Raw genomic sequence first — 22,992 nt, forward strand, 5'->3', positions numbered from 1 at the left:
GAGAAATAGAAATAACGCAACCAGGAGATACATAGTCCTGGTTGCGTTATTTTCTAAAATCATGCCTAACCGCTAAGGCAAATGGCTACATATTGCGGCGGTATTGGCCCCCAACCTCATACAATGCGCGGGTTATTTGTCCCAAGCTCGCAACTCTTACCGTATACATGAGCTCCTCAAAAATATTACCCCCAGCGATTGCTACTTGCTTTAACCGGTCTAACGCTTCTTTCAATTGATCTGCATTTCGATTTTGAAACACTTGTAAATTCGTAATCTGTGTTTCTTTTTCTTCATAGGAGGCACGGGCAATTTCCATATTGTTCACATCTTCTCCGCTTGCAGGAGAAGGATTTAAATACGTATTCACACCAATGATAGGAAGCTCACCCGAATGCTTTTGCATTTCATAATGCATGCTCTCCTCCTGAATCTTCCCACGCTGATATTGGGTTTCCATCGCACCAAGAACACCGCCTCGGTCATTCATACGATCAAATTCCGCAAGTACAGCTTCTTCTACAAGATCTGTAAGCTCTTCGACAATAAAGGATCCTTGCAATGCATTTTCATTTTTCGAAAGTCCAAGCTCTTTCGTAATGATGAGCTGAATAGCCATCGCCCGCCGCACCGATTCCTCCGTTGGCGTTGTAATGGCTTCATCATAGGCATTCGTATGAAGTGAATTACAATTATCCTGCAAGGCCATAAGTGCCTGCAATGTTGTTCTTATATCATTAAACGCAATTTCCTGGGCATGCAAGGAGCGTCCAGACGTTTGTACATGATATTTCAGCTTCTGACTTCTTTCATTCGCCCCGTACTTCTCCTTCATAACAACCGACCAAATGCGGCGTGCCACGCGGCCAATCACGGTATATTCCGCATCCAAACCGTTGCTGAAAAAGAAGGATAAATTCGGTGCAAAATCATCGATATTCATGCCGCGGCTTAAATAATATTCCACATACGTAAAACCATTGGAAAGGGTAAACGCAAGCTGGGAAATCGGATTCGCTCCCGCTTCGGCAATGTGATACCCAGAAATAGAAACCGAATAATAGTTACGCACTTGATGATCAATAAAGTACTGCTGAATATCTCCCATTAGGCGCAGCGCAAACTCCGTAGAAAAAATACATGTATTTTGCCCTTGGTCTTCTTTTAAAATATCCGCTTGCACCGTACCACGCACCGTTTTCAGCGTTTGCGCCCGTACTTGTTCATATTCTTCCTGTGTTAAGATTCGGCCAAGCTTCTTTTCTTCTATATCGATTTGTTGATCAATCGCCGTGTTCATAAACATAGCTAGAATAATAGGAGCAGGACCGTTAATCGTCATGGACACAGAAGTAGAGGCAGCACATAAATCAAAGCCGTTATATAGCTTCTTCATGTCCTCTAGCGTACACACGTTCACTCCGCTTTCTCCAATCTTCCCAAAAATATCAGGACGATGAGAAGGGTCTTCTCCGTATAGCGTCACAGAATCGAACGCAGTACTTAATCGTTTTGCATTGTCATCCTTACATAAATAATGGAAACGTCGATTGGTTCGCTCCGGCGTTCCTTCTCCGGCAAATTGCCGCTTCGGATCTTCATCCGCACGCTTGAACGGAAATACACCAGCTGTATAAGGAAAAGACCCTGGTACATTTTCACTTCGTACCCAGCGAACAATTTCCCCGTAATTGTTATATTTCGGAAGGACGACCTTTGGAATGTTCGTACCCGATAATGTAATGGTCTTAATAGGCGTACGAATTTCTTTATCCCGTACTTTTACAACAAATTCATCCGCGGCATACGCTTCTTTTACTTCATTCCACGTATGTAAAATATTCTTTGCTTCGCTAGAAATCTCTTGTTCATAGCTGTTTTGTATTCTTTGTAAAGTCTCGGCAGTCTCTGCATCCCCTGCCTCCGCTACTACATGAAGTGCACCTTCTAGCTGAAAGAGACGCTCTGCAAGTTCGGCTTGCTGGTTTGTTTGCTTATGATAACCACGGACCGCCTGTGCGATTTCCCTGAGGTAATAGCGCCGATCATTCGGAATAATAACCGTTTGCTTTTCTACTTTTCCTGGCTTGATATGAAGTGGCTCCCAGTTTGTATGTGCCTTCTGATTGATTAACTCTACCAACTTTAGAAATACTGTATTTGTCCCAGCATCATTAAATTGACTTGCAATCGTCCCATATACCGGCATCTCCTCTAACGGAAGCTCAAACAACATATGGCTTCGTTGATATTGCTTTTGTACTTGACGAAGTGCATCTTCTGATCCTTTTCGTTCAAACTTATTAACAACAATAATATCGGCGTAGTCAATCATATCGATTTTTTCAAGCTGCGTAGGTGCGCCGAATTCACTCGTCATCACATACATATTAAGATCACTAAACTCGGTAATAGCCGCATCCCCTTGGCCGATTCCACTTGTTTCCACAATGATCAAATCAAAGCCAGCAGCCTTCACAACTGAAATGGCATCTTGAATTGCAAGTGAAAGCTCTGTGCGAGACTCGCGCGTTGCAAGACTTCTCATATAAACACGCGATGTATGAATGCTATTCATTCGAATGCGATCCCCTAGTAAGGCACCGCCCGTTTTTTGCTTCGTCGGATCAATACTAATAATCGCAATTCTTATTTCGTCCCATTCATGCAGGAAGCGGCGAACGAGTTCATCTGTTAATGAGCTCTTTCCCGCTCCGCCTGTACCGGTAATACCAAGAACAGGGGCATTTGTTTCTCTTTGGGGCAAATATTGAAGCAATTCATTGCCTTTTCCAATATGATCTTCGGCAACCGTGATGAGCTTTGCAATCGTATTCATATTTAAATCTGTTGCTTGCTCGATTTGTGCTAGATCTAACGGCGTTTCATAATCACATTCTCTTAGCATGTAGTTAATCATGCCCTGTAACCCTAAATTTCTTCCGTCCTCCGGAGAGAAAATTTTCGCAATGCCGTACGCATGTAATTCATCGATTTCACGAGGAATGATAACTCCCCCACCGCCTCCATAAAGACGGATGTGGCTCGCACCACGTTCCTTCAGCAAATCATACATATATTTAAAATATTCCACATGACCGCCTTGATAAGAGGACAACGCTATTCCCTGCACATCTTCTTGAATCGCAGCGTTTACGATTTCTTCTACCGAGCGGTTATGTCCAAGATGGATTACTTCCGCTCCGCTCGATTGGAGAATACGTCTCATAATATTAATCGATGCATCATGACCATCAAACAAACTAGAAGCTGTTACAAATCGCACTTTCTTCGTAGGACGATACACATCCACAAGTGTCATGCTCATTCCCCCTATGATTTCATATGAATGCCATGCAATAAATAATTGGTCTGCATATCTGTATATTCCTCAAGCGTATAAAGCTTTTGTAAAACCCAGCGCCGAAAGCCCCACATTTGCCCCTGCACGAAAATGTTATGAGCAATCATCGCAATCTCCTGCTCGGTTAGCGAAAACTCTCCATTCAAGGCGCACTGCGTTAAAATATTCTCAAACATTCCTACCATTTCAAGTTCCTTCTGTATTACATAGGAAAGAGACTCTTTTGGAAGAAACCGAACCTCTTGGTACATAATGAGCACTTCTTCCTGCAGCTCATCCATTACTTTAAAATAATTTGCAATTGCTAGCTGCAAGCTCTCTAGGTTCCCTTTTTCCATTGAAATGACCTGATCAAGGCGCGACCGTACCTTGTCATAGATGCTATCGCACACAAGGTACAGAATGTCATCCTTTGTTCGTATATACTCATATAACGTCCCAATGCTAAAGCCCGCCTCCCTCGCGATTTCGCGCGTCGTTGTGCGAGGGAAGCCCTTCTGTCTAAAGAGATGCACCGCGCCTTTAATCATCTGCTCGCGGCGAAGCGCGATTAATCCTTCGTCCTTCACCGATGCGTGGACATTGTGCTTCATCATTCCCTCACCACCTTCACTTTTTCACGCGGGAGTCCCTCTAGCATAAAGCTATTATTTTGCAAGCATTCTTGAAATAACAAGCTTTTGAATTTCTTGTGTACCTTCATAAATTTGCGTGATCTTTGCATCGCGCATAAAGCGTTCCACTGGGTAATCCTTCGTATATCCATAACCACCAAACACCTGAACCGCTTCCGTTGTTACTTTCATAGCCGTATCCCCAGCAAATAATTTCGACATAGCAGATTCCTTTCCATAAGGAAGGCCTGCTGATTCTAACCATGCTGCTTGGTATGTTAGGAGACGAGCTGCTTCAATTTGTGTTGCCATTTCAGCTAGCTTAAAGGCGATACCTTGTTGTGCAATGATTGGTTTGCCAAATTGGTGGCGCTCCTTTGCATAAGCAACTGCAGCATCTAATGCACCTTGAGCTATCCCTACGGCTTGTGCAGCAATCCCGTTACGTCCTCCGTCTAACGTTTGCATCGCAACCTTGAATCCTTCTCCTTCTTCACCAAGACGATTCTCTAAAGGAACGCGGCAATCTTCAAAAATAATTTCCGTTGTAGGTGAAGAACGAATGCCCATTTTCTTTTCTTTCTTTCCTACAGAAAATCCTGGCGTACTGCTCTCTACGATGAAGGCAGTCGTGCCGTGATGCTTAGAAGTAGGATCGGTCACCGCAAACACAACATACACATCCGCAACGCCGCCATTTGTAATAAAGATTTTGCTGCCATTTATAATATAGGAATCGCCGTCTCGCTTTGCATGTGTGCGCATACCGCCTGCATCAGAACCAGATCCAGGCTCTGTTAAACCATAGGCACCAATTTTCTTTCCTTCTGCCATCGGACGCAAGTACGTTTGCTTTTGCTCTTCTGTACCGAACTTATAAATCGGCCATCCTCCAAGTGATGTGTGAGCAGATAACGTTACTCCTGTAGAGGCACATACGCGTGACAATTCCTCTACTGCGATTACATAGGCTAAAAAATCACTACCAATTCCGCCGTATTGCTCAGGCCATGGAATACCTGTTAAGCCAAGCCCCGCCATTTGATCAAAAATTGCTCGGTCAAATCGTTCTTCCTCATCACGTTCTGCTGCTGATGGTGCCACTTCATTATTTGAAAAATCACGTACCATTTTTCGAATCATTTCATGTTCTTCCGTTAATTTAAATTGCATTATTAATTCCTCCTCATTTTTTATCGATTAATTAAATATTTACTAATAACGACTTGCTGAATTTCACTTGTTCCTTCATAGATCTCGCATACTTTTGCATCTCTGAAATACCGTTCTACCGAATAATCCTTCGTATAGCCATAACCGCCAAAGACCTGGATCGCAGCAATGGAAACATCTACTGCCGCCCTTGAAGCAAACAGTTTTGCCATCGAAGCCTCCTTGCCGCACGGGGCATTTTGCGCGCGAAGCGAAGCGGCCTGATAGACAAGAAGGCGAGCAGCTTCCACGCGTGTTGCCATATCAGCTATCATAAAAGCAACCCCTTGCTGATTCATAATCGGTCTACCAAATTGATGACGCTCTTTTGCATATTGCGTTGCATCATGCAGCGCCGCCTCAGCGATGCCAAGCGCTTGGGCTGCAATGCCTATTCGCCCTACATCCAGATTTGCCATCGCGATTTTAAATCCTTGCCCTTCCTTACCAAGCAGCTGCGCGGAAGGAACGAACATCTCTTCAAACGTTAGCTGCACTGTGCGTGATCCAGCTAACCCCATTTTGTGTTCATCCTTCCCAATCGATAAACCCGGCGTGCCCTTTTCGACGATAAAAGCGGAAATACCATTCGTTCCAGCTTCTGGATTTGTGGATGCAAAAACGATATAAGTATCCGCCTCACCACCATTTGTAATAAATACTTTCGAACCAGATAGAACATAGCCATTCTCTACTTGCTTAGCGCGCGTCTTTAAGCTACCTGCATCAGAACCCGCACTAGGTTCTGTTAAAGCAAAAGCGCCTAAATATTCGCCCTTTGCAAGCCGCGGGATATACGCTTGCTTTTGTTCCTCCGTTCCAAAGTACAGAATCGGATTCGTGCCTACTGAAGTGTGTACTGCAAGAATAACTCCGATCGTGGCACTCACACGTGATAGTTCATTAATGGCTAAAATGTAGGAAATGAAATCCATCTCGGCACCGCCATATTGCTGCGGAATCGGGATTCCCATCAGACCGAGGTCTCCCATTTTGCGAAGCAAAGGCCTCGGAAATTCCCCTTGCTCCATCCGCGGAATCCACGGGGAAATTTCATTTTCTGCAAATTCGCGTATCATCGAACGCATCATCACTTGTTCTTCTGTAAACGTTAGCTGCAATCGCCTCACCTCGCTTACTAGATTAATAATTTTACCCTTCGTATACGTAAAAGCCTCGACCTGATTTCTTACCAAGCCATCCCGCACTTACATATTTCCGAAGCAACGGACACGGACGATACTTGCTATCGCCTAATCCCTCATGAAGAATTTCCATAATATATAAACATGTATCTAGTCCGATAAAATCAGCTAGCGTAAGAGGACCCATCGGATGATTCATGCCAAGCTTCATAACATCATCGATTGCTTCCTTCGATGCAACGCCCTCATACAAGGTATAAATTGCCTCGTTGATCATCGGAAGCAAAATACGATTCGAGATAAATCCTGGAAAATCATTAACTTCCACTGGAACTTTGCCAATTGTTTTCGTAATATCTTCAATCGTTTGATACACTTCATCCGTCGTAGCCAATCCGCGAATAACCTCTACTAGCTTCATAACCGGAACCGGGTTCATAAAGTGCATCCCGATCACTTGCTCCGGACGCTTTGTAACAGCTGCCAATTCTGTAATCGGAAGCGATGATGTATTCGATGCTAGAATCGTATGTGGCGGCGTAATTTCATCAAGCTTCGTGAAAATTTGTTTTTTAATATCCATTCGTTCGATAGCGGCTTCAATGACGAGATCCGCTGTTTTTGCATCTTCAATGTCGAGTGTAGGAGAAATATGCGCTAAAGCCGCTGTTTTTTCCTCCTCTGTCATGCGCTCTTTTGCTACTTGGCGGGAGAGATTCTTCGTAATCGTTGCCAATCCTTTATCCAACTGCTCTTGCTTTAAATCCTGCAATGTTACTTGATACCCTGCCATCGCGCACACCTGTGCAATTCCAGACCCCATCTGACCTGCACCAATTACGAATATAGTTTGAACGTTCATCTCTTCATTCCTTTCAAATAGTAATAGAATTATAGCCGGCTCATTTTCAGTCTAAATGAGCCGGTCGTTTTCAAAATTATTCCTTCACTTCAATTAAAACCGCATCGCCCTGTCCACCGCCGCTGCAAATAGCAGCAATGCCAAGGCCGCCACCGCGGCGCTTCAATGCATAGATAAGGGAAACGATAATGCGCGCCCCGCTTGCACCAATCGGGTGACCAAGCGCAACTGCTCCGCCGTTTATATTTACCTTCGCTTCATCGAGTCCAGCAATTGCAATACTAGTAAGCGATACAGCGGCAAAAGCTTCATTGATTTCAAATAAATCAATGTCTTCCACCCTCTTACCTGTTTTCTTTAAAAGTTTGTTGATAGCATACCCAGGAGTCCGAGGGAAATCCTTTGCTTCCATAGCGACCGATGCCTGCCCAACAATCGTTGCAATAACATCGCGCTTCTCTGCCCATGCACGCTCTTCACTCATTAATACGAGCGCGGCTGCACCATCATTTAATCCCGGTGCATTTCCTGCCGTAATCGTTCCATCCGCACCAAAAACAGGCTTTAGCTTAGCTAATATTTCAAGCGATGTATCCTCACGCGGCGCCTCGTCGTGGCTAATGACAAGCGGTTCTCCCTTTCGCTGTGGTACGACAACGGGAGCGATTTCTTCATCAAATCTGCCTTCTTTTCGCGCCGCCACTGCTCGCGTATGACTGCGAAATGCCCAGCGATCCTGTTCCTCACGTGAAATATGCTCCTGACTTGCCACTTCATTTCCGTAGATGCCCATATGGACACCTGAAAAGGAACAAGTTAAACCGTCCGCAATATTTAAATCAACCAATTCACTATGCCCCATTCGGTAACCATAGCGCGCATTTCGTAATATATACGGGCTGCTACTCATCGATTCCATTCCGCCTGCAATAAGTAAGGTTTCATCACCGGATCGAATAATTTGATCAGCAAGCGTTACGGCTCTCATACCTGAAGCACATACTTTATTAATTGTTTCCGTACGGGTTTCCCATGGGATTCCCGCCCACCGTGCTGCCTGTCTAGACGGAATTTGTCCTTGCCCGCCTTGCACCACATTCCCGAATATGACTTCCTCAACATCGCCGGGATCAATGCCAGCTCTCTCAACCGCTGCCTTTATCGCCGTCCCGCCTAAATTGGCAAGGTTAACATCTTTAAAGACACCCCCGAGTTTACCAATCGGCGTTCTTGCTGCCCCAACAATCACCGTTTTCCCCATTTTGCCTTCCCCCTTTTTTATCTAATCCTCCCTGTTAGGCTGTTTCTTCTTGTTGCGGCATCCCTATGACAGAGCGTTCTAATATTTCCGTTATATCTAATGTTTGAACACGTTCCTCAACTTCCTTTGCCTTCGTGCCATCCGTCATCATCGTGAGGCAATACGGGCAGCCTGTGCTAATGATGCTTGGATTCACTGCAAGAGCTTGCTCGGTTCTCGCCACATTAATCCGTGTTCCCGCAGAATCCTCCATCCACATAAGACCTCCGCCTGCACCGCAGCACATTCCCGTGGACCGGTTACGCTCCATTTCCACAAGCGTCACACCTGGAATCGCTTTTAAAACAGAGCGCGGCGCTTCGTATACTTCGTTGTAGCGGCCCAAGTAGCAGGAGTCATGATACGTAACCGTTTCGTTTACTTCATACTTTGGCGTTAATTTGCCTTCCTGCACCCACTTTGCAAGCAGCTCCGTATGATGGAACACTTCTGCTTGTAAGCCGAAATCTGGATATTCATTTTTAAACGTGTTATAAGCATGCGGATCAATCGTCACGATTTTCGTAACGCCAGCTTTCTCAAATTCTTCGATGTTTTTTGCCGCCATGTCTTGAAACAGAAATTCATTTCCTAAACGTCTTGGCGTGTCACCCGAGTTCTTTTCCTTATTTCCGAGAATGGCAAATTTCACACCGGCCTCATTCATGAGCTTGGCAAAAGAGAGTGCGATTTTCTGGCTGCGATTGTCGTAGGAGCCCATGCTACCCACCCAAAACATATATTCAAATTCCTCTTCTGCTTTTGCCATTTCTTTCACAGTAGGAATCGAAACATCTTCCCGCATATCGCGCCATGCTTCGCGTTCCTTCCGGTTCAGTCCCCACGGGTTACCTTGTCGTTCAATGTTTGTCATCGCCCGCTGCGCATCTGGATCCATCTTTCCTTCGGTTAAGACAAGATAACGCCGAAGATCGATAATTTTATCCACGTGCTCATTCATAACCGGACACTGATCCTCACAATTACGACAAGTAGTACACGCCCATATCTCTGATTCCGTAATAACCTCACCGATCAATTGCGGTGTTTGCAGACTAGCTGCAGTTTCCTGACTACCGGCTCCCACTTGTACTTGATTTGGAAACACAAAGGATGGTACCCAAGCCGTGCGCGATGTCACAGCAGCTCCTGTTTCCGTTAAATGGTCTCGAAGCTTTACAATCAAGTCCATTGGAGAAAGCATTTTTCCTGTTCCAGTTGCAGGGCACATACTTGTGCAGCGTCCACATTCTACACACGCATACAAATCAATTAGCTGCGTCTGCTTAAAATCTTGAATTGCTCCTACACCGTAGGACTCCTGCGTTTCATCTTCAAAATCAATTTTTTCTAGCTTTCCAGGATTCGTTAACCGACTAAAGAAAACGTTTACAGGACCAGCTATTAAATGAGCGTGCTTCGATTGAGGCACGTACACTAAAAAAGTGAGCAAGAGGAGAAGGTGAATCCACCATGCTATGTAGAATAAAACAGTAGAACCAAATGTTCCCATTCCAGCTAATGCAATGGCCAATAATGAGGCGATTGGCTCACTCCATGTCAGCCCTTCTCCATGCCAGATAAGGCCAGCAGCATTACCGAGCAAAACAGAGATCATCAATCCGCCAATAAAAATGAGGACGAGGCCGGATTTAAAATTGCGTTTGAGACGAACAAGCTTTTCAACATAGCGTCTGTAAAACGCTCCGTATACAGCAAGTAAAATAATAAGTGTGATAATTTCTTGGAAGAATGTAAAGGCAGGGTAGATCGGTCCGAGAGGTATGTGATGACCAGGTGCGAGACCTTTCCATATGAAATCAATAGCTCCAAATTGAACGAGAATAAAACCATAGAAAAACATAACGTGAATCGTGCCGCTTTTCTTGTCCTTTAACAATTTTTTCTGTCCAAACACATTCGTTTTCAAGCGTTCCCATCGTTCTTTCAGCCTATTGTCAAATTCGACCTTTCTTCCGAGTTTAATAAAGGCCATCCTTGTTTGAACGAGGTAGACGAATAGATATACACCATAAACCGTTATTGCAACAAATGCGATCCAATTTAACAAAAGCAAGTAGTTCATCTTCTATCCCCTTTCTAGCTATGATTAGAATAGAATTCGCGAATTCCTTATTTAGAAAAAAATAGAAACATTGGAATTTTCTTAATTTTCTTCTATATCTATCATAATGAATGAGCGAGCGTTCAGTCAATGCTTTTATCCATATATTGACGAATTTTTTTTGTAAAAATTGTGGAAACTAGGCTAAGAATGAAATGGGAGGGATTAACGATGGGTTTTTTCTTCCTCTTCCTTACCTTAGTCTTATGGGCATACTTCGATTTTTGGTTAGGAAGACGAATGCATGTACGAGGGTTGCAACGCCGTACTATGCCGCTACGACAAAGTGATTTTCAAACATTTACAGACGGATCCCTGCTGTATAAGCAGCTATTTCATGACATAAAACAAGCAACGCATCACATCCATATCTTGTTCTTTATCGTAAAAAATGACGAAATCAGCTCCTCCTTTCTACAGTTACTTCAACAAAAGGCAGAACAGGGAGTCGAGGTTCGACTATTGCTAGACAGAATTGGAAGCAATCGCCTATCTAGCAATAGCATTCGTCATATGAGGGAAAGTGGTGTTCATTTTTCCTTTTGCCATCTCATTAAGCCCCCCTTTTTGTTTTATTCCATGAATGAACGCAATCATCGTAAGCTAGCCATTCTGGATGGCAAAATTGGCTATATAGGTGGTTTTAATATTGGAGAAGAATACTTAGGACATGACCGAAATTTAGGGAAGTGGCGTGATTATCATCTACGTTTAGTAGGGGAAGGTGTATGTGATTTACAAGAACAATTTCTCCACGATTGGCGCGATGAGACAAAGGAAAATCTTATTCAGAACAAAACTTACTATCCTGAAATAAAAAAAGGAAACATTTGTCATCGTTTCATTCCAACTGACGGAGCCTTTTTACAAACAACCTTTCTCGAACTAATTGAGCAAGCAAAGCACGAAATTTTCATTGGGACACCTTACTTTATACCAGGTACGAAATTGCAGAAATCCTTGCTTCTCGCAGCAAAGCGCGGCGTGCACATTACTATTCTCGTACCAGAAAAGGCAGATCATCCTTTCGTTCGTGAGGCACGTCTTCGTTATTTACGGGGACTTCATCATGCGGGATGTAAATTGTATCAATATACAAACGGTTTCTATCACGCCAAAATCGTGCTTATCGATCATTCTATCTGTGACATTGGCACGGCAAATTTTGACCTACGAAGCTTATTCTTAAATCATGAGATGAACTGTCTCATTTATGACCCTGCTTTTATCACTTCTATTAAAGAAAAATGCAAACAGGATTTACAGCATTCTCGGCTTATTTCTGAAAAAGACTTACACTCATTACCCTTTCATTTAAAATGGAAAGAATGGATTGCCACACTTATTTCTCCCTTTCTTTAAAGAAGAAAATATGATTTTTTGAGAATAAATAGTGGTTACATTCCATTAATCACTAATTTTATACATCTAAATTTCACTATACTTAAACCAAATATAATATTCTTTTAACGTTATATTTACTTTTCTATAATATTATTTATGAGTATAGGCCTTATTGAAGAAGGGGAGACTTCTATGTCTTTGGCAAATAAATATATACTCGTACTTGCTGGATTTTTTTGCAGCATTTTTCTCATGCATGTAATATTTTATTCAAATTATAATGCTCGTTCCGTGGTAACCTTTCTTTTCTTGCAAGTTGCTTCTATCGTTGCCGGTGTTTGGCTTTTTCAAGCCTTTAGAAAAGGCAAAAAAGATCATCTATTTTGGCTACTGCTATTGCTTGCAACCCTATCGTTTTACGTAAGTGAAGGATTGGCACTTCCTTCGTTATTATTTGCTCATAAAGAAATGTATTTTAGCCATCATTTATTTCCTTTTTTTATCTTTCCATACTTTCTTTATTTTCTAGCATTTGCAAGCAAGATTGTTAAAAAAAACAGACTGATCTTCGTCCTGCAATTTCTATTTGATGCAGTATTCATTATTATCGTAAGCTTTTATTTGATTTCATCTTGGATTTTAGATACTATCAAGCAACCCACTCTACAAATGAATGCTACCATGATAAGTCTTTATTTTATCTCTCTTTCTATGGCACTGTACGGAAGTTTTAGTGTATATCGTTATTCCAAGGAGCTTCCCTTACTATCCAGAAAGTTGCTAGTTGTAGGATTCGCAGCGCCACTCTTGTTTGATTACTTCTATTTTTATGAATATCTTCAAAACATAATAATTGGACCTGAGATTGGTGTAATAATTCACGTTTTCTCGGTTTTATGCATCGGGATTGTCGGTTCCATGTTTACAGAAGGCGGGTATGTTTCAGAACATACTTCTACTGACGAGCTACCAGATAATAAAATTGATTATGTAAGACTGTATTTGCCGTATGTTTCTATTTTCATAGTTTTTGATTTGGTATACCAAGACATATCAAATGAAAAAAACCTTCTTCCTGGGTTAGGATTAGCCATCATTTTGCTAATGATTCGACAATTTCTTCTCTGGCAGGATAACAAAAAACTGTTGCAAACCTATTACCGATTAAATGAGAAATTGGAAGAAAAGGTGGATGAAGGCATTCATGTTTTAGCGAAGCAGGAACAGCAATATCGCTCCCTATTTGAAGATCATCCCGACGCTGTATTTTCATTAGATGTGAGCGGGAATTTCCAAATGGCAAATAAATCGTGCATGATGTTACTTGGACACAATCAAAAGCAATTACAAGGACAATCCTTCTTAAATTTCATTATAGAAGACGATCAATATATAACGCGTGATCATATGCGTCAGGCAAAAAAAGGGCTGCTGCAGACGTTCGAAGCCCGAGCAATTCGATCAGAAAATTTGTATTCCTTTCTACACATCACTCTCATTCCAACAGTTGTTGGAGATCGAACAATCGGAATGTACGGCATAGCAAAAGATACAACTGAATTAAAACAAAACCAACGCCAAATCGAACATATGGCATTTCATGATGCCTTAACTGGACTCGCCAATCGAAGAAGGTTTGCAGAGTGTCTCGATGATTCGCTCATCACGGCAAACAAACGGGAAACAATGGCTGCTGTTCTTTTCATTGATTTAGACCGATTTAAGAAAATTAACGATCGTCTTGGGCATGATATAGGGGATTTATTACTTGTCGAAGTAGGAAAAAGATTACAAACATCCTTACGTTCCAAGGATGTTGTGGCAAGACAGGGCGGAGATGAATTTACTGTTCTTCTAACCGATGTATTCTCAAAGAAAACCGTCGTTCATGTAGCAGAGCGAATTCTTGATGCGCTAAACGAACCTTTTCATATTCGCGATCATGAACTAAAAATTACGCCTAGTATGGGAATTGCGCTTTACCCTTCCCACGGGACGAATGTAACGAAGCTGATGAAGCACGCAGATATTGCCATGTACCGTTCGAAATCAAGCGGGAAAAATAAATTTATGTTTTACTCTTCTGAAATGAGCGACGTCGAAGATGAACGGCACTTCTTAGAAGGAGAGCTTAACAAAGCATTGCAGGAACATGCGCTGATTCTTCACTATCAGCCACAAGTAGATGTCAAATCGAATCAGATTATCGGATTTGAGGCACTACTTCGTTGGAACCATCCAAAATTCGGTATGGTTTCCCCTGCTCGTTTTATTCCATTGGCAGAGGAAACAGGACTCATTGTACCAATTGGCGAATGGGTGCTGCAAACAGCTTGCAAACAGGCAAAACTATGGCACGAACATGGATATAAACTAAAAGTTGGTGTCAATCTTTCACCCATGCAATTTAAACAACCAAATCTCGTCCAGCTCGTAGCAAAAACGCTACAAGAAACAAAACTGCCACCTGAGTATTTAGATTTAGAAATTACAGAAGGCGTGGCCATGAATAAAGAAGAACAGGTCATACGTAAGCTACAAAGCTTTCATGAAATCGGAGTAAAAATCTCCATTGATGACTTTGGAACCGGCTACTCGTCCTTGTCCTACTTAACAAAATATCCAATTCATACATTAAAAATCGCGCGTGAGTTCATTCGAGAAATCGAAAACAATCCACAAGAAGCAGCCATTGTATCAACCATCATCACCATGGCAAAAAACTTGCGCCTCACCGTCATCGCAGAAGGCGTCGAAAACGACTCACAGTGGTCATTTCTTGATAAAGAAAAATGCGATCAAATTCAAGGATTTATTGTCAGCAAGCCTATAGCCTCAGATTACGTATGGAAATTGCTAGAAGCAAGGAATGGCAATTTATCAATTAGCGGCAAAGCATTTGCTTAATAAAAGTGAGCGGATCATCCTTTTTCATGGTGATTCGCTCTTTTTTTGAACCACTACATCCAGCCCTTTTCCTCCGCCCTGGCAATCGCCTCGATGCGATTGCGCACCTGAAGCTTGTTCAAGATGTCCGACATATAATTGCGCACTGTGCCTGGTGACAGATGCAATTTTTTTGCGATTTCCTCTGTCGTATAGCCTTCCCTTGCATGCATGAGCAATTCCTTATCTCGGTCCGTGAGAGGATTTTCCTCCTGCCACAGACCAAACATTAAATCGGGAGAAATTTCCCGCTTTCCTTTCATCACATTGCGAATGCAATTGGCTAGATCCTCAATCGGACTATCCTTTAGCAAATAGCCATCTACCCCCGCCTTCATCGCACGTTCAAAGTAACCCGGTCTTGCAAAAGTCGTCAGAATGATTGTCTTGCAAGAGAAGGCTTCCTTTTTCATCGTTTCAACAACATCTAATCCGCTAAAAATCGGCATTTCAATATCCAGAATACATACATCCGGCTGCAGGGCTCGCATCCTATCCATCGCTTCTTCCCCATTTGCGGCCTGCCCGATGATCTGCAAATCATCCTCCAAATCCAACAACGCCCCAAGTGCGCCCCTTAGCATTCGTTGGTCCTCTGCAATCATAATCGTAATCATATTCGATTCCTTTCCTTTCCGCGAATGACAAGTGGAACCGAGCAAATCAGACATGTTCCGGTTTCCCCTGTAGAACAAGTCAGCGTCCCATCTAGAAAGCTAAGTCGCTCCTGCATCCCTTTCATCCCATTGCCTGCTCCGTCGTTCTCCTGAATCCCAATCCCGTTGTCGTTAACCGTAAGTAGAATTTGACTCTTCTCCTGTTCGATTTTTATCTCGCATCTGGACGCCTTGCTATGCTTCACAACGTTAGTTACAGCCTCACGCAAGCACATGCTTATCGTATTTTGCAATAGCGAAGGAAGCTGTTGCTCCCCTTCCTCTTCATACGTACATGTAATCCCTGCCGCCTGCAAGATTCCCTTTGCCTGAGCCATCTCCTCCTGAATCGAACTACTGCGCATATCCGCAATAAGTTGGCGCACTTGTTTAAGGGCAGTGCGCGAAATCATTTGAATTTCCCTTGCCTCCTGCTTGGCACGGTCTGGATCACTTGCTGCGACTCGTTCAACGAGCTGGCTCTTTAACGTAAGCAGTGATAGCGTATGACCGAGCGTATCATGAAGATCCCTCGCAATTCGCTGCCGCTCCTCGCGTTTCACAAGCTCGTTAATTTGTACGTTTGCCGCATGTAGTTCATTTTCAAGCTGCCGACGCTTCACCTGCATGCGCATCCCGAAAGGAAACACCATCATTAACACAATAAAGGGAAGCATATAATAAATATCTTGATTAACCCATGTATCCAGTGTAAAGAAAAACGGCGTAATTACAGCTATGACAAAAATAGCATATAGCTGTAAATAGCGTGTTTTCGTGCGAGCGTAACTTATAAAAGAAGCAGCATAAAAATTCATAAACAAATAATTAATATTGTAAAAGGTGGAATAGATAAAGATAATCCCAATGTGTAACAATAGCCAGATTTCAAAGGTTTTCGTCGTTGCATACGCTTGTCGATATGACACAACAAAAATTGCCAGCAACAAATAGCCGACAATTCTTTTTACATCCGTTTCAAGCATTAAATATCGAATCGGAAACACGAGATAGATAAGCCATATATACGGAAAATATCCATACTTCTCCGGGAACAATCTGAACTTTTCTCCCAATTACACCGCTTCCTGTCTTTTTCTTATATAGATGGATAATACGACGAATACAACGAGATATCCTGCCAACAGAGCAGCGTTACCTAGATCTGGTGCCTTTCCGTCTACGATATTCCAAGCACCATTGCCAAATGAGTATGTCGGCAGAATCTTCCCAATTGTTTGCAGCGTAGTTGGGAAAATTTCAAGCGGTATCCATAATCCGCCGAGCATAGAGATGCTTAAATACAAAATATTTGCTACCGCAGATGCAGTGTCAATTTTCTTCATCGTCCCAATAACCGTCCCGAGAGCTAAAAATGGCATGGCACCGATTAAAATCCAGAAAAAGCTTGAAACCCATTGCCACATGCTCAGTTGAATGTGATTAATCAAAAACCCAGCTACAAACACAACAATAATACAAAGGGCATTCACAAGCGACTGTGCAATCATTTTTGCTGCCACGTACACCCCATTTGGGAGCGGCGTAATTCGCATAAGACGAGACCAGCCTTGTGAATTTTCCTGAACGAGCCGAAGCCCGAGCGTATTGATAGCCGTTCCGATGACACTAAAGGCAGCCATCGATACGAGATAATGCTCCTTCCAGGTTGCATCCGCATTTCCCCCTGTCACCATATTCGTAAAAAGGTAATAAAATAAAATCGGCATCACGAGGGAAGCAAAGATAAATCTTCTATTCCGAAACGTTCTCATTACCTCCACTTTACATTGCATCATCATCGCATTCATATAACCTCCTCCTTTGTTTGTTCCACAATTTGCTCAAACGCCTCATCTAATTTACCGCGCTCTACATCGATATCGTAAATATTTAATTTTCGTTCAAATATGGCCCTCAGTACCGCATCCGTATCGTTCGTCACGAAAGAAATGCGCGTTCCTTTCACTACTACATCAGACACATGTGGAATCGATGCAAGCAAGGAAACCGGAATGGGCTCTTTCATCGATGCAGTCACAGACTTCTTCGTAATTCTCGCCTTCATTTCTTCAGGGGTACCATCCGCAACAATGCTTCCGTTTGTAAATAATATAATGCGATCTGCCAATTGGTCCGCTTCCTCCAAATAGTGCGTCGTTAAAATAATTGTCTTTCCTTCTTTCGCCAACTGACGAATTTCATCCCAAAAATGCTTTCTCGACGTAATATCCATCCCTACCGTGGGTTCATCTAAGAAGAGAATATCCGGATTTCCAGTAAGAGCAAGCGCAAAGCCGAGGCGGCGTTTTCGCCCGTCCGACAAGCTATCTGCCATTTTCTTCTCCTCTGCTTCTAAATCGGCAAGACGCAGCAGCTCATCCTTTAGAAGGGGCGCTTCATAATAGCTACGGAACAGTTCAATTGTTTCTCCTACCGTTACTCCATCCATATGACTGACCTCCTGCAGCATCGCTCCAAGCTGCTGGCGAACAGCCTTTGGATTTTTACCAAACATCTCAACCATTCCTTCTGTGGGCGTAAGTAGACCAAGCAACAGCGAGATCATCGTCGTCTTCCCTGCACCGTTCGGACCCAAAATTGCAGTTACTGTTCCTTTTTCAATCGAAAACGAAACATTCTGCACGGCAACTTTATCCTTAAACCGCTTTGTAATCTGCTTCACTTCAATTATCTTTTCCATGTTCCACCTCCAGGTTATAGTTCCATTCTATGATGGATACATTTTCCATAACAGTAAGGAATGTCACCGGATTAAGATGACAATAGTCATGATTTTTTTTGAAGTAAATGAGGAAAAGTGTTACTATCATTTGAGGATACCTACGAGAAGGAAGTGTCAAAATGATTATTCAAAATGAAAAGGATTTAGAAGGATTACGAAAAATCGGACGGATCGTGGCATTAGCACGCGAAGAAATGAAAAAGCAAGCAAAGCCCGGTATGACAACAAAAGAGCTTGACTTGATTGGAAAAAGCGTACTCGATGAGCACGGCGCCATCTCTGCACCGATGCAAGAGTATGATTTTCCTGGCGTAACCTGCATTAGCGTAAACGAAGAAGTCGCGCACGGGATGCCAGGAGACCGCGTCTTACAAGAAGGCGATATCGTAAATGTCGACGTATCCGCAGCACTTGACGGATACTATGCAGATACGGGTATTTCGTTCGTTCTCGGCCACGATGAACTGAAGGAAAAGCTATGTCAAGCAGCTGTAGATGCATTTTGGGCTGGCATCAAAAAAGCGAGAGCTGGCGCTAGACAAAATCAAATCGGGCGTGCAGTTATGAACTCTGCAAGAAAGAAAGGTCTTACTATTATTGAGAACCTAACAGGTCACGGTATCGGTCAAAGCCTTCATGAAGCACCTGAAAATGTCCTCAATTATTTTGACCCATTAGATAACAAGCTATTGAAAGACGGCCTCGTCCTTGCCGTTGAACCATTCGTTGCAAACGGTGCAACGTACATCGTGGAATCAGGGGATGGCTGGACGTTCGTCACACCGGACCGAAGCCCAGTTGCACAATGTGAACATACAATTGTCGTAACAAGAGGCGAACCGATCGTATTAACGGAGTTGTAAGTAGAAGAAAAACGAATCCTTTGCGGGTTCGTTTTTTTTCTATCTTGTCGGACCGCCGTTATTCTTCTTCTTTCCGCCGTTAAACCTTGGGGCACCGCCTTTATTTTCTTCTTTCTCTTCTCTTTTTTTCTTCTATCCTGGCGATCCGCCGTTAAATGATCGGTTCCCGCCGCTATTCTTCTTCCTTCCGCCGTTAAACCTTAGGGTACCGCCTTTATCCGATTACTTCTTCTATCTTTCCGCTCGTAGTTGCCCCTTTTCCGATCGCTTCTTCTATTTTTTCGATCGCATCCTCGGGTTTTCCACTCACATTTGCTTCTGATCCGCTCAGAAGGTTGCTTTCCCCTGGGGTTCCGCTCGCATCCCCCTCTACCGATTCCATAAAAAAAGCTTCGTTTCCCCTTGGAAAACGAAGCTTTTTCTCAAAATACGATTACATTTTTTCAGGAGCTGATACACCAATTATTGATAGTGCACTGTGCAAGGTGATTTGAACGGCTTTCATTAAGTCATAGCGTGCTTGACTTTTTTCTAGATGTTCCTTATCTAATACTTTTTCTGCGTTGTAGAAGCTGTGAAGTGCAGAGGATAGGTCATATGCATAATTTGTTATGCGGTGCGGAATCCGTTTGTTTGCAGCTTCTGCAATGGCTGCTGGGTATTCGCCGAGTTTTTTCAATAGGTCGTATTCTTTTTCGGTAGAAACGAACGAATAGTTTGCTTTTCCAGATGTATGCAGGCCAAGTTCTTCGCCTTGGCGAAGAATACTGCATACGCGTGCATGAGCGTACTGCGCATAGAAAACTGGATTTTCGTTTGATTTTGAAACGGCAAGGTCCATATCGAAGTCGAGATGGGAATCGGCACTACGCATCGCAAAGAAATAACGCATCGCATCAACGCCAACCTCTTCCATCAATTCACGAAGTGTAACGGCCTTCCCTGTCCGTTTGCTCATCTTCACTTTTTCTCCGTTTTGGTACAATTGCACCATTTGGATAATTTCCACTTCTAACGTATCTTTATTGTGTCCAAGTGCTTGAATGGCCGCTTTCATACGAGGGATGTAGCCATGATGATCGGCTCCCCACACATTAATAAGCTTTGTAAAGCCGCGTTCGATTTTGTCACGGTGATACGCAATGTCTGGTGTTAGATAGGTATACGAACCGTCTTGTTTAATTAAAACACGGTCTTTGTCGTCGCCGTATGTAGTAGAGCGGAACCAAGTTGCACCGTCCATTTCATAAATTTCGCCGCGCTCTTTCAAATCAGCAAGTGCTTCGGCAACTTTACCGTTTTTGTATAATGAAGTTTCAGAAAACCATACGTCAAAGTGTACACGGAAGCTATCTAAGTCTTTTTGTAGCTTTGCTAGCTCTAGCTGTAGCCCATGTTCACGGAAGAAACTGTACCGTTCCTCTTCTTCCACTTTCATATAATGATCGCCGTATGTTTCAGCAAGCTTCGCGCCGATGTTTTTCACATCTACGCCGTGGTAGCCATCTTCTGGCATGTCCTTATCTAGTCCAAGTGCTTGCATATAGCGTGCTTCTACAGACTTCGTTAAATTATGAATTTGATTACCGGCATCGTTAATATAATATTCACGAGATACGTCATAGCCAGCCTTTGCAAGAACATTACATAAAGTGTCACCGACTGCTGCGCCGCGGGCATGCCCGAGATGAAGATCGCCTGTTGGGTTAGCTGATACGAACTCTACTTGAACCCGTTGTCCATTTCCAGATTTACTGCTGCCATATGAATCTCCTGCTTCTAGAATCGTAGGAATTAAATCAGTTAAATAGCTATTATTCATGTAAAAATTGATAAAGCCTGGTCCTGCAACTTCAATCTTTTCGACAGACGCTTTTTCTTTATTAAAGTGAGTAACGATTTCCTCTGCAATCATACGAGGTGCTTTTTTGGCAATACGTGCAAGCTGCATCGCTGCATTCGTAGAATAATCACCGTTTGCTTTGTCTTTCGGAATTTCTAAAATAACTTGTTGAATTTGTTCTTCTGTAGCTAAGCCTGCCTGTACGATAGCAGTTGTAATTTCTTCTTTAATTAAGTCCTTGATTTGCTCGAGAGAATTCATTTTATCTCCTCCTTAAACGTAATCGTGATTGCATATCTTCCTGCATTATTTTCCTGAATTTGCAAGGCATATGTTAGAAACAGCTGTCCCTTTCGGTTTTTCTCCGACCATTCAAAATGAACATTGTCTGTTTTGGTTTGCAACGAAAAGCTACCAAGCTGACTTTCATAAGTACCAGTTGTAAGCTGCCCCTTTTTATGAATTTGCCGCATTACTACAGCGCCTGCGCGGGTAATTATTACTTCATCTTGCTTAATTTTCAGCATGGTTTTCACTTCACCCTGGTCATTTGGCTCTTGAAACGTAACATATGTTGTTTGACCCTTATCATAGTATAGACCAATTGTTTCAAATGCAATAGTTTCCTTGCGCGGTCCATCATGAATTTCAGTAACAAATTTGACTTGAATCGGGATGCTTTGCGCGTTCACTTATGGCACACCTTTCTTACTTTCTTCTATATGCACACTTCTTTTATCATATCAAAAAAAATGCCGTGCGTCTTTGTTTTCATACAAAAGGAGACCGCCTTTGCACCCTGCACCCGGCGGTCTCTTCTTCTATTTCCGATTATCCCTTTTGAACAAATCCAAGTAAAATTTCGCGGACAAGCTTGCTAGCTACAATCGGTGTTTGCTCGCTATGATCATAGACAGGTGCAACCTCTACCACATCTGCCCCTACTACTTGAATATTAGAGTTTGCTATGGCAACGAGAGATGCTAACAATTCTTTCGAGGTAATGCCCCCCGCTTCAAGCGTTCCCGTTCCAGGTGCATGAGCGGGATCTAATACATCGATATCAATCGTAACATAAACAGGACGCCCTGCTAATTCTGGTAATACACGCTTAAGTGGTTCTAACACATCGAATTTAAACAATGGCATACCGACTTCCTTTGCCCAGTCAAACTCTTCCTTCATGCCGGAACGAATCCCGAATGAATACACATTTTTCGGTCCGATTAAATCGCACGCCTTTTTAATCGGTGTACTGTGAGAAAGTGCTTCCCCCTCATACGAATCGCGAAGATCAGTGTGTGCATCCATATGTATAATCGCAAGGTTCGGATATTTTTTGTACATCGCCTTAATAACCGGCCATGTCACCAAATGTTCGCCGCCGAGTCCAAGCGGGAACTTCCCATCAGCAAGTAATCCATCGATATACTCTTCAATCATATCAATGCTGCGCTGCGGATTACCAAACGGCAATGGAATATCGCCTGCGTCGAAATATTTCACTTCATCAAGTTCACGATCCATATATGGGCTGTATTCCTCAAGGCCAACAGAAACCTCACGAATACGTGCTGGACCAAAACGAGAGCCTGGTCGAAAGCTAACCGTCCAGTCCATCGGCATCCCGTAAATGACAACTTCTGATTCCTCATAATTGGGGTGACTTTTTATAAATACATTTCCTGAGTATGCTTCATCAAATCTCATATAAGTGTTCCTCCTCTATTTCAATAAATCACCAATGAGCTTCATCAACTGCGTTATGAAGTTACTTGGTAATCGGGAAAATTTCTAAACCATCTCGTGGATTGTACGTAACGTGCGCTTGCTTTTCACGCTACAATTCCAAGAATAAACATAATGTTCCCTATACAAAATAAAACAAATCATCCTAAAAGTATAGCAAATTTGAAGAAAAAAGATTTTAAACTTCCCATGTACTTTGCAACATGTATACATTTTTAGTGAA

Annotated in this window: 18 protein-coding genes; 3 read left to right on the forward strand and 15 right to left on the reverse strand. The window is 42.8% G+C overall.

Annotated elements, in window-relative coordinates; translation table 11 throughout:
* Positions 1–85: 85 nt before the first annotated feature.
* The 7 genes from icmF to ACAN53_RS13800 form a co-directional block, all read right to left on the reverse strand.
* Positions 86–3,322 carry a fused isobutyryl-CoA mutase/GTPase IcmF gene (gene icmF / locus ACAN53_RS13770; protein ID WP_379970692.1) on the reverse strand — a complete coding sequence of 1,079 codons (3,237 nt, stop codon included), beginning with the start codon at positions 3,320–3,322 and terminating at the stop codon, positions 86–88.
* A gap of 11 nt (positions 3,323–3,333) precedes the next feature.
* Positions 3,334–3,960 carry a TetR/AcrR family transcriptional regulator gene (locus tag ACAN53_RS13775; protein ID WP_379970693.1) on the reverse strand — a complete coding sequence of 209 codons (627 nt, stop codon included), beginning with the start codon at positions 3,958–3,960 and terminating at the stop codon, positions 3,334–3,336.
* A 51-nt stretch (positions 3,961–4,011) separates the two neighbouring features.
* A complete protein-coding gene (locus ACAN53_RS13780) occupies positions 4,012–5,151 on the reverse strand; it encodes an acyl-CoA dehydrogenase (RefSeq protein WP_379970694.1) in 1,140 nt (379 codons plus the stop codon).
* Between the two features lie 20 nt (positions 5,152–5,171).
* Positions 5,172–6,311 (reverse strand): acyl-CoA dehydrogenase, encoded by a 1,140-nt coding sequence (locus ACAN53_RS13785; RefSeq protein ID WP_379970871.1) that lies wholly within the window; start codon positions 6,309–6,311, stop codon positions 5,172–5,174.
* Between the two features lie 31 nt (positions 6,312–6,342).
* Positions 6,343–7,197 (reverse strand): 3-hydroxybutyryl-CoA dehydrogenase, encoded by an 855-nt coding sequence (locus tag ACAN53_RS13790; RefSeq protein ID WP_379970695.1) that lies wholly within the window; start codon positions 7,195–7,197, stop codon positions 6,343–6,345.
* Between the two features lie 76 nt (positions 7,198–7,273).
* The gene (locus ACAN53_RS13795; RefSeq protein WP_379970696.1) at positions 7,274–8,458 is read right to left on the reverse strand and encodes an acetyl-CoA C-acetyltransferase; all 1,185 of its coding nucleotides are present in this window, start codon (positions 8,456–8,458) and stop codon (positions 7,274–7,276) included.
* A 34-nt stretch (positions 8,459–8,492) separates the two neighbouring features.
* Positions 8,493–10,583, reverse strand: a complete 2,091-nt coding sequence (locus ACAN53_RS13800) for a (Fe-S)-binding protein (RefSeq protein WP_379970697.1) — start codon at positions 10,581–10,583, stop codon at positions 8,493–8,495.
* A 210-nt stretch (positions 10,584–10,793) separates the two neighbouring features.
* On the opposite strand from ACAN53_RS13800, the gene cls reads away from it, so the two are divergent.
* Entirely contained in the window at positions 10,794–11,984 is a 1,191-nt protein-coding gene (cls, locus tag ACAN53_RS13805) for a cardiolipin synthase (protein ID WP_379970699.1), read from the forward strand.
* A gap of 174 nt (positions 11,985–12,158) precedes the next feature.
* A complete protein-coding gene (locus ACAN53_RS13810; RefSeq protein ID WP_379970700.1) occupies positions 12,159–14,873 on the forward strand; it encodes a DUF4084 domain-containing protein in 2,715 nt (904 codons plus the stop codon).
* Positions 14,874–14,926: 53 nt separating this feature from the next.
* On the opposite strand, the gene ACAN53_RS13815 is transcribed toward ACAN53_RS13810, so the two are convergent.
* From ACAN53_RS13815 to ACAN53_RS13830, 4 genes are read right to left on the reverse strand one after another with little or no spacing between them, the layout of a single operon-like run.
* Positions 14,927–15,529 carry a response regulator transcription factor gene (locus tag ACAN53_RS13815; RefSeq protein ID WP_379970872.1) on the reverse strand — a complete coding sequence of 201 codons (603 nt, stop codon included), beginning with the start codon at positions 15,527–15,529 and terminating at the stop codon, positions 14,927–14,929.
* Complete coding sequence (locus ACAN53_RS13820) at positions 15,526–16,644, reverse strand: sensor histidine kinase (protein ID WP_379970701.1); 1,119 nt, start codon at positions 16,642–16,644, stop codon at positions 15,526–15,528. The genes ACAN53_RS13815 and ACAN53_RS13820 overlap by 4 nt, the downstream gene beginning before the upstream one ends.
* Positions 16,645–17,379: an ABC transporter permease gene (locus tag ACAN53_RS13825; protein WP_379970702.1), complete on the reverse strand. Its 735-nt coding sequence runs from the start codon at positions 17,377–17,379 to the stop codon at positions 16,645–16,647.
* The gene (locus ACAN53_RS13830) at positions 17,376–18,272 is read right to left on the reverse strand and encodes an ABC transporter ATP-binding protein (RefSeq protein ID WP_379970703.1); all 897 of its coding nucleotides are present in this window, start codon (positions 18,270–18,272) and stop codon (positions 17,376–17,378) included. The genes ACAN53_RS13825 and ACAN53_RS13830 overlap by 4 nt, the downstream gene beginning before the upstream one ends.
* Before the next feature lie 161 nt (positions 18,273–18,433).
* On the opposite strand from ACAN53_RS13830, the gene map reads away from it, so the two are divergent.
* Positions 18,434–19,177 carry a type I methionyl aminopeptidase gene (gene map / locus ACAN53_RS13835; protein ID WP_379970704.1) on the forward strand — a complete coding sequence of 248 codons (744 nt, stop codon included), beginning with the start codon at positions 18,434–18,436 and terminating at the stop codon, positions 19,175–19,177.
* Between the two features lie 214 nt (positions 19,178–19,391).
* On the opposite strand, the gene ACAN53_RS13840 is transcribed toward map, so the two are convergent.
* From ACAN53_RS13840 to speB, 4 genes are all read right to left on the reverse strand, one after another.
* Positions 19,392–19,559: a hypothetical protein gene (locus ACAN53_RS13840; protein ID WP_379970705.1), complete on the reverse strand. Its 168-nt coding sequence runs from the start codon at positions 19,557–19,559 to the stop codon at positions 19,392–19,394.
* A gap of 51 nt (positions 19,560–19,610) precedes the next feature.
* Complete coding sequence (argS, locus tag ACAN53_RS13845) at positions 19,611–21,281, reverse strand: arginine--tRNA ligase (protein WP_379970706.1); 1,671 nt, start codon at positions 21,279–21,281, stop codon at positions 19,611–19,613.
* Entirely contained in the window at positions 21,278–21,712 is a 435-nt protein-coding gene (locus ACAN53_RS13850; protein WP_379970707.1) for a YwiB family protein, read from the reverse strand. The genes argS and ACAN53_RS13850 overlap by 4 nt, the downstream gene beginning before the upstream one ends.
* A gap of 139 nt (positions 21,713–21,851) precedes the next feature.
* Positions 21,852–22,730 carry an agmatinase gene (gene speB, locus ACAN53_RS13855; RefSeq protein ID WP_379970708.1) on the reverse strand — a complete coding sequence of 293 codons (879 nt, stop codon included), beginning with the start codon at positions 22,728–22,730 and terminating at the stop codon, positions 21,852–21,854.
* Positions 22,731–22,992: the final 262 nt, after the last annotated feature.

Source organism: Ectobacillus soli (genome assembly GCF_042610425.1).
Lineage (GTDB): Bacteria > Bacillota > Bacilli > Bacillales > Bacillaceae_G > Ectobacillus.

Excerpts from the sequence above, each read along its gene's own strand:
- ACAN53_RS13810 (WP_379970700.1), top strand. The coding sequence starts at position 12,159 with ATGTCTTTGGCAAATAAATATATACTCGTACTTGCTGGATTTTTTTGC.
- ACAN53_RS13815 (WP_379970872.1), bottom strand. The coding sequence starts at position 15,529 with ATGATTACGATTATGATTGCAGAGGACCAACGAATGCTAAGGGGCGCA.
- ACAN53_RS13780 (WP_379970694.1), bottom strand. The coding sequence starts at position 5,151 with ATGCAATTTAAATTAACGGAAGAACATGAAATGATTCGAAAAATGGTA.
- argS (WP_379970706.1), bottom strand. The coding sequence starts at position 21,281 with ATGAATTCTCTCGAGCAAATCAAGGACTTAATTAAAGAAGAAATTACA.
- ACAN53_RS13825 (WP_379970702.1), bottom strand. The coding sequence starts at position 17,379 with ATGAATGCGATGATGATGCAATGTAAAGTGGAGGTAATGAGAACGTTT.
- ACAN53_RS13795 (WP_379970696.1), bottom strand. The coding sequence starts at position 8,458 with ATGGGGAAAACGGTGATTGTTGGGGCAGCAAGAACGCCGATTGGTAAA.
- cls (WP_379970699.1), top strand. The coding sequence starts at position 10,794 with ATGGGTTTTTTCTTCCTCTTCCTTACCTTAGTCTTATGGGCATACTTC.
- icmF (WP_379970692.1), bottom strand. The coding sequence starts at position 3,322 with ATGACACTTGTGGATGTGTATCGTCCTACGAAGAAAGTGCGATTTGTA.
- ACAN53_RS13840 (WP_379970705.1), bottom strand. The coding sequence starts at position 19,559 with ATGGAATCGGTAGAGGGGGATGCGAGCGGAACCCCAGGGGAAAGCAAC.
- ACAN53_RS13800 (WP_379970697.1), bottom strand. The coding sequence starts at position 10,583 with ATGAACTACTTGCTTTTGTTAAATTGGATCGCATTTGTTGCAATAACG.
- map (WP_379970704.1), top strand. The coding sequence starts at position 18,434 with ATGATTATTCAAAATGAAAAGGATTTAGAAGGATTACGAAAAATCGGA.
- speB (WP_379970708.1), bottom strand. The coding sequence starts at position 22,730 with ATGAGATTTGATGAAGCATACTCAGGAAATGTATTTATAAAAAGTCAC.
- ACAN53_RS13775 (WP_379970693.1), bottom strand. The coding sequence starts at position 3,960 with ATGATGAAGCACAATGTCCACGCATCGGTGAAGGACGAAGGATTAATC.
- ACAN53_RS13790 (WP_379970695.1), bottom strand. The coding sequence starts at position 7,197 with ATGAACGTTCAAACTATATTCGTAATTGGTGCAGGTCAGATGGGGTCT.
- ACAN53_RS13830 (WP_379970703.1), bottom strand. The coding sequence starts at position 18,272 with ATGGAAAAGATAATTGAAGTGAAGCAGATTACAAAGCGGTTTAAGGAT.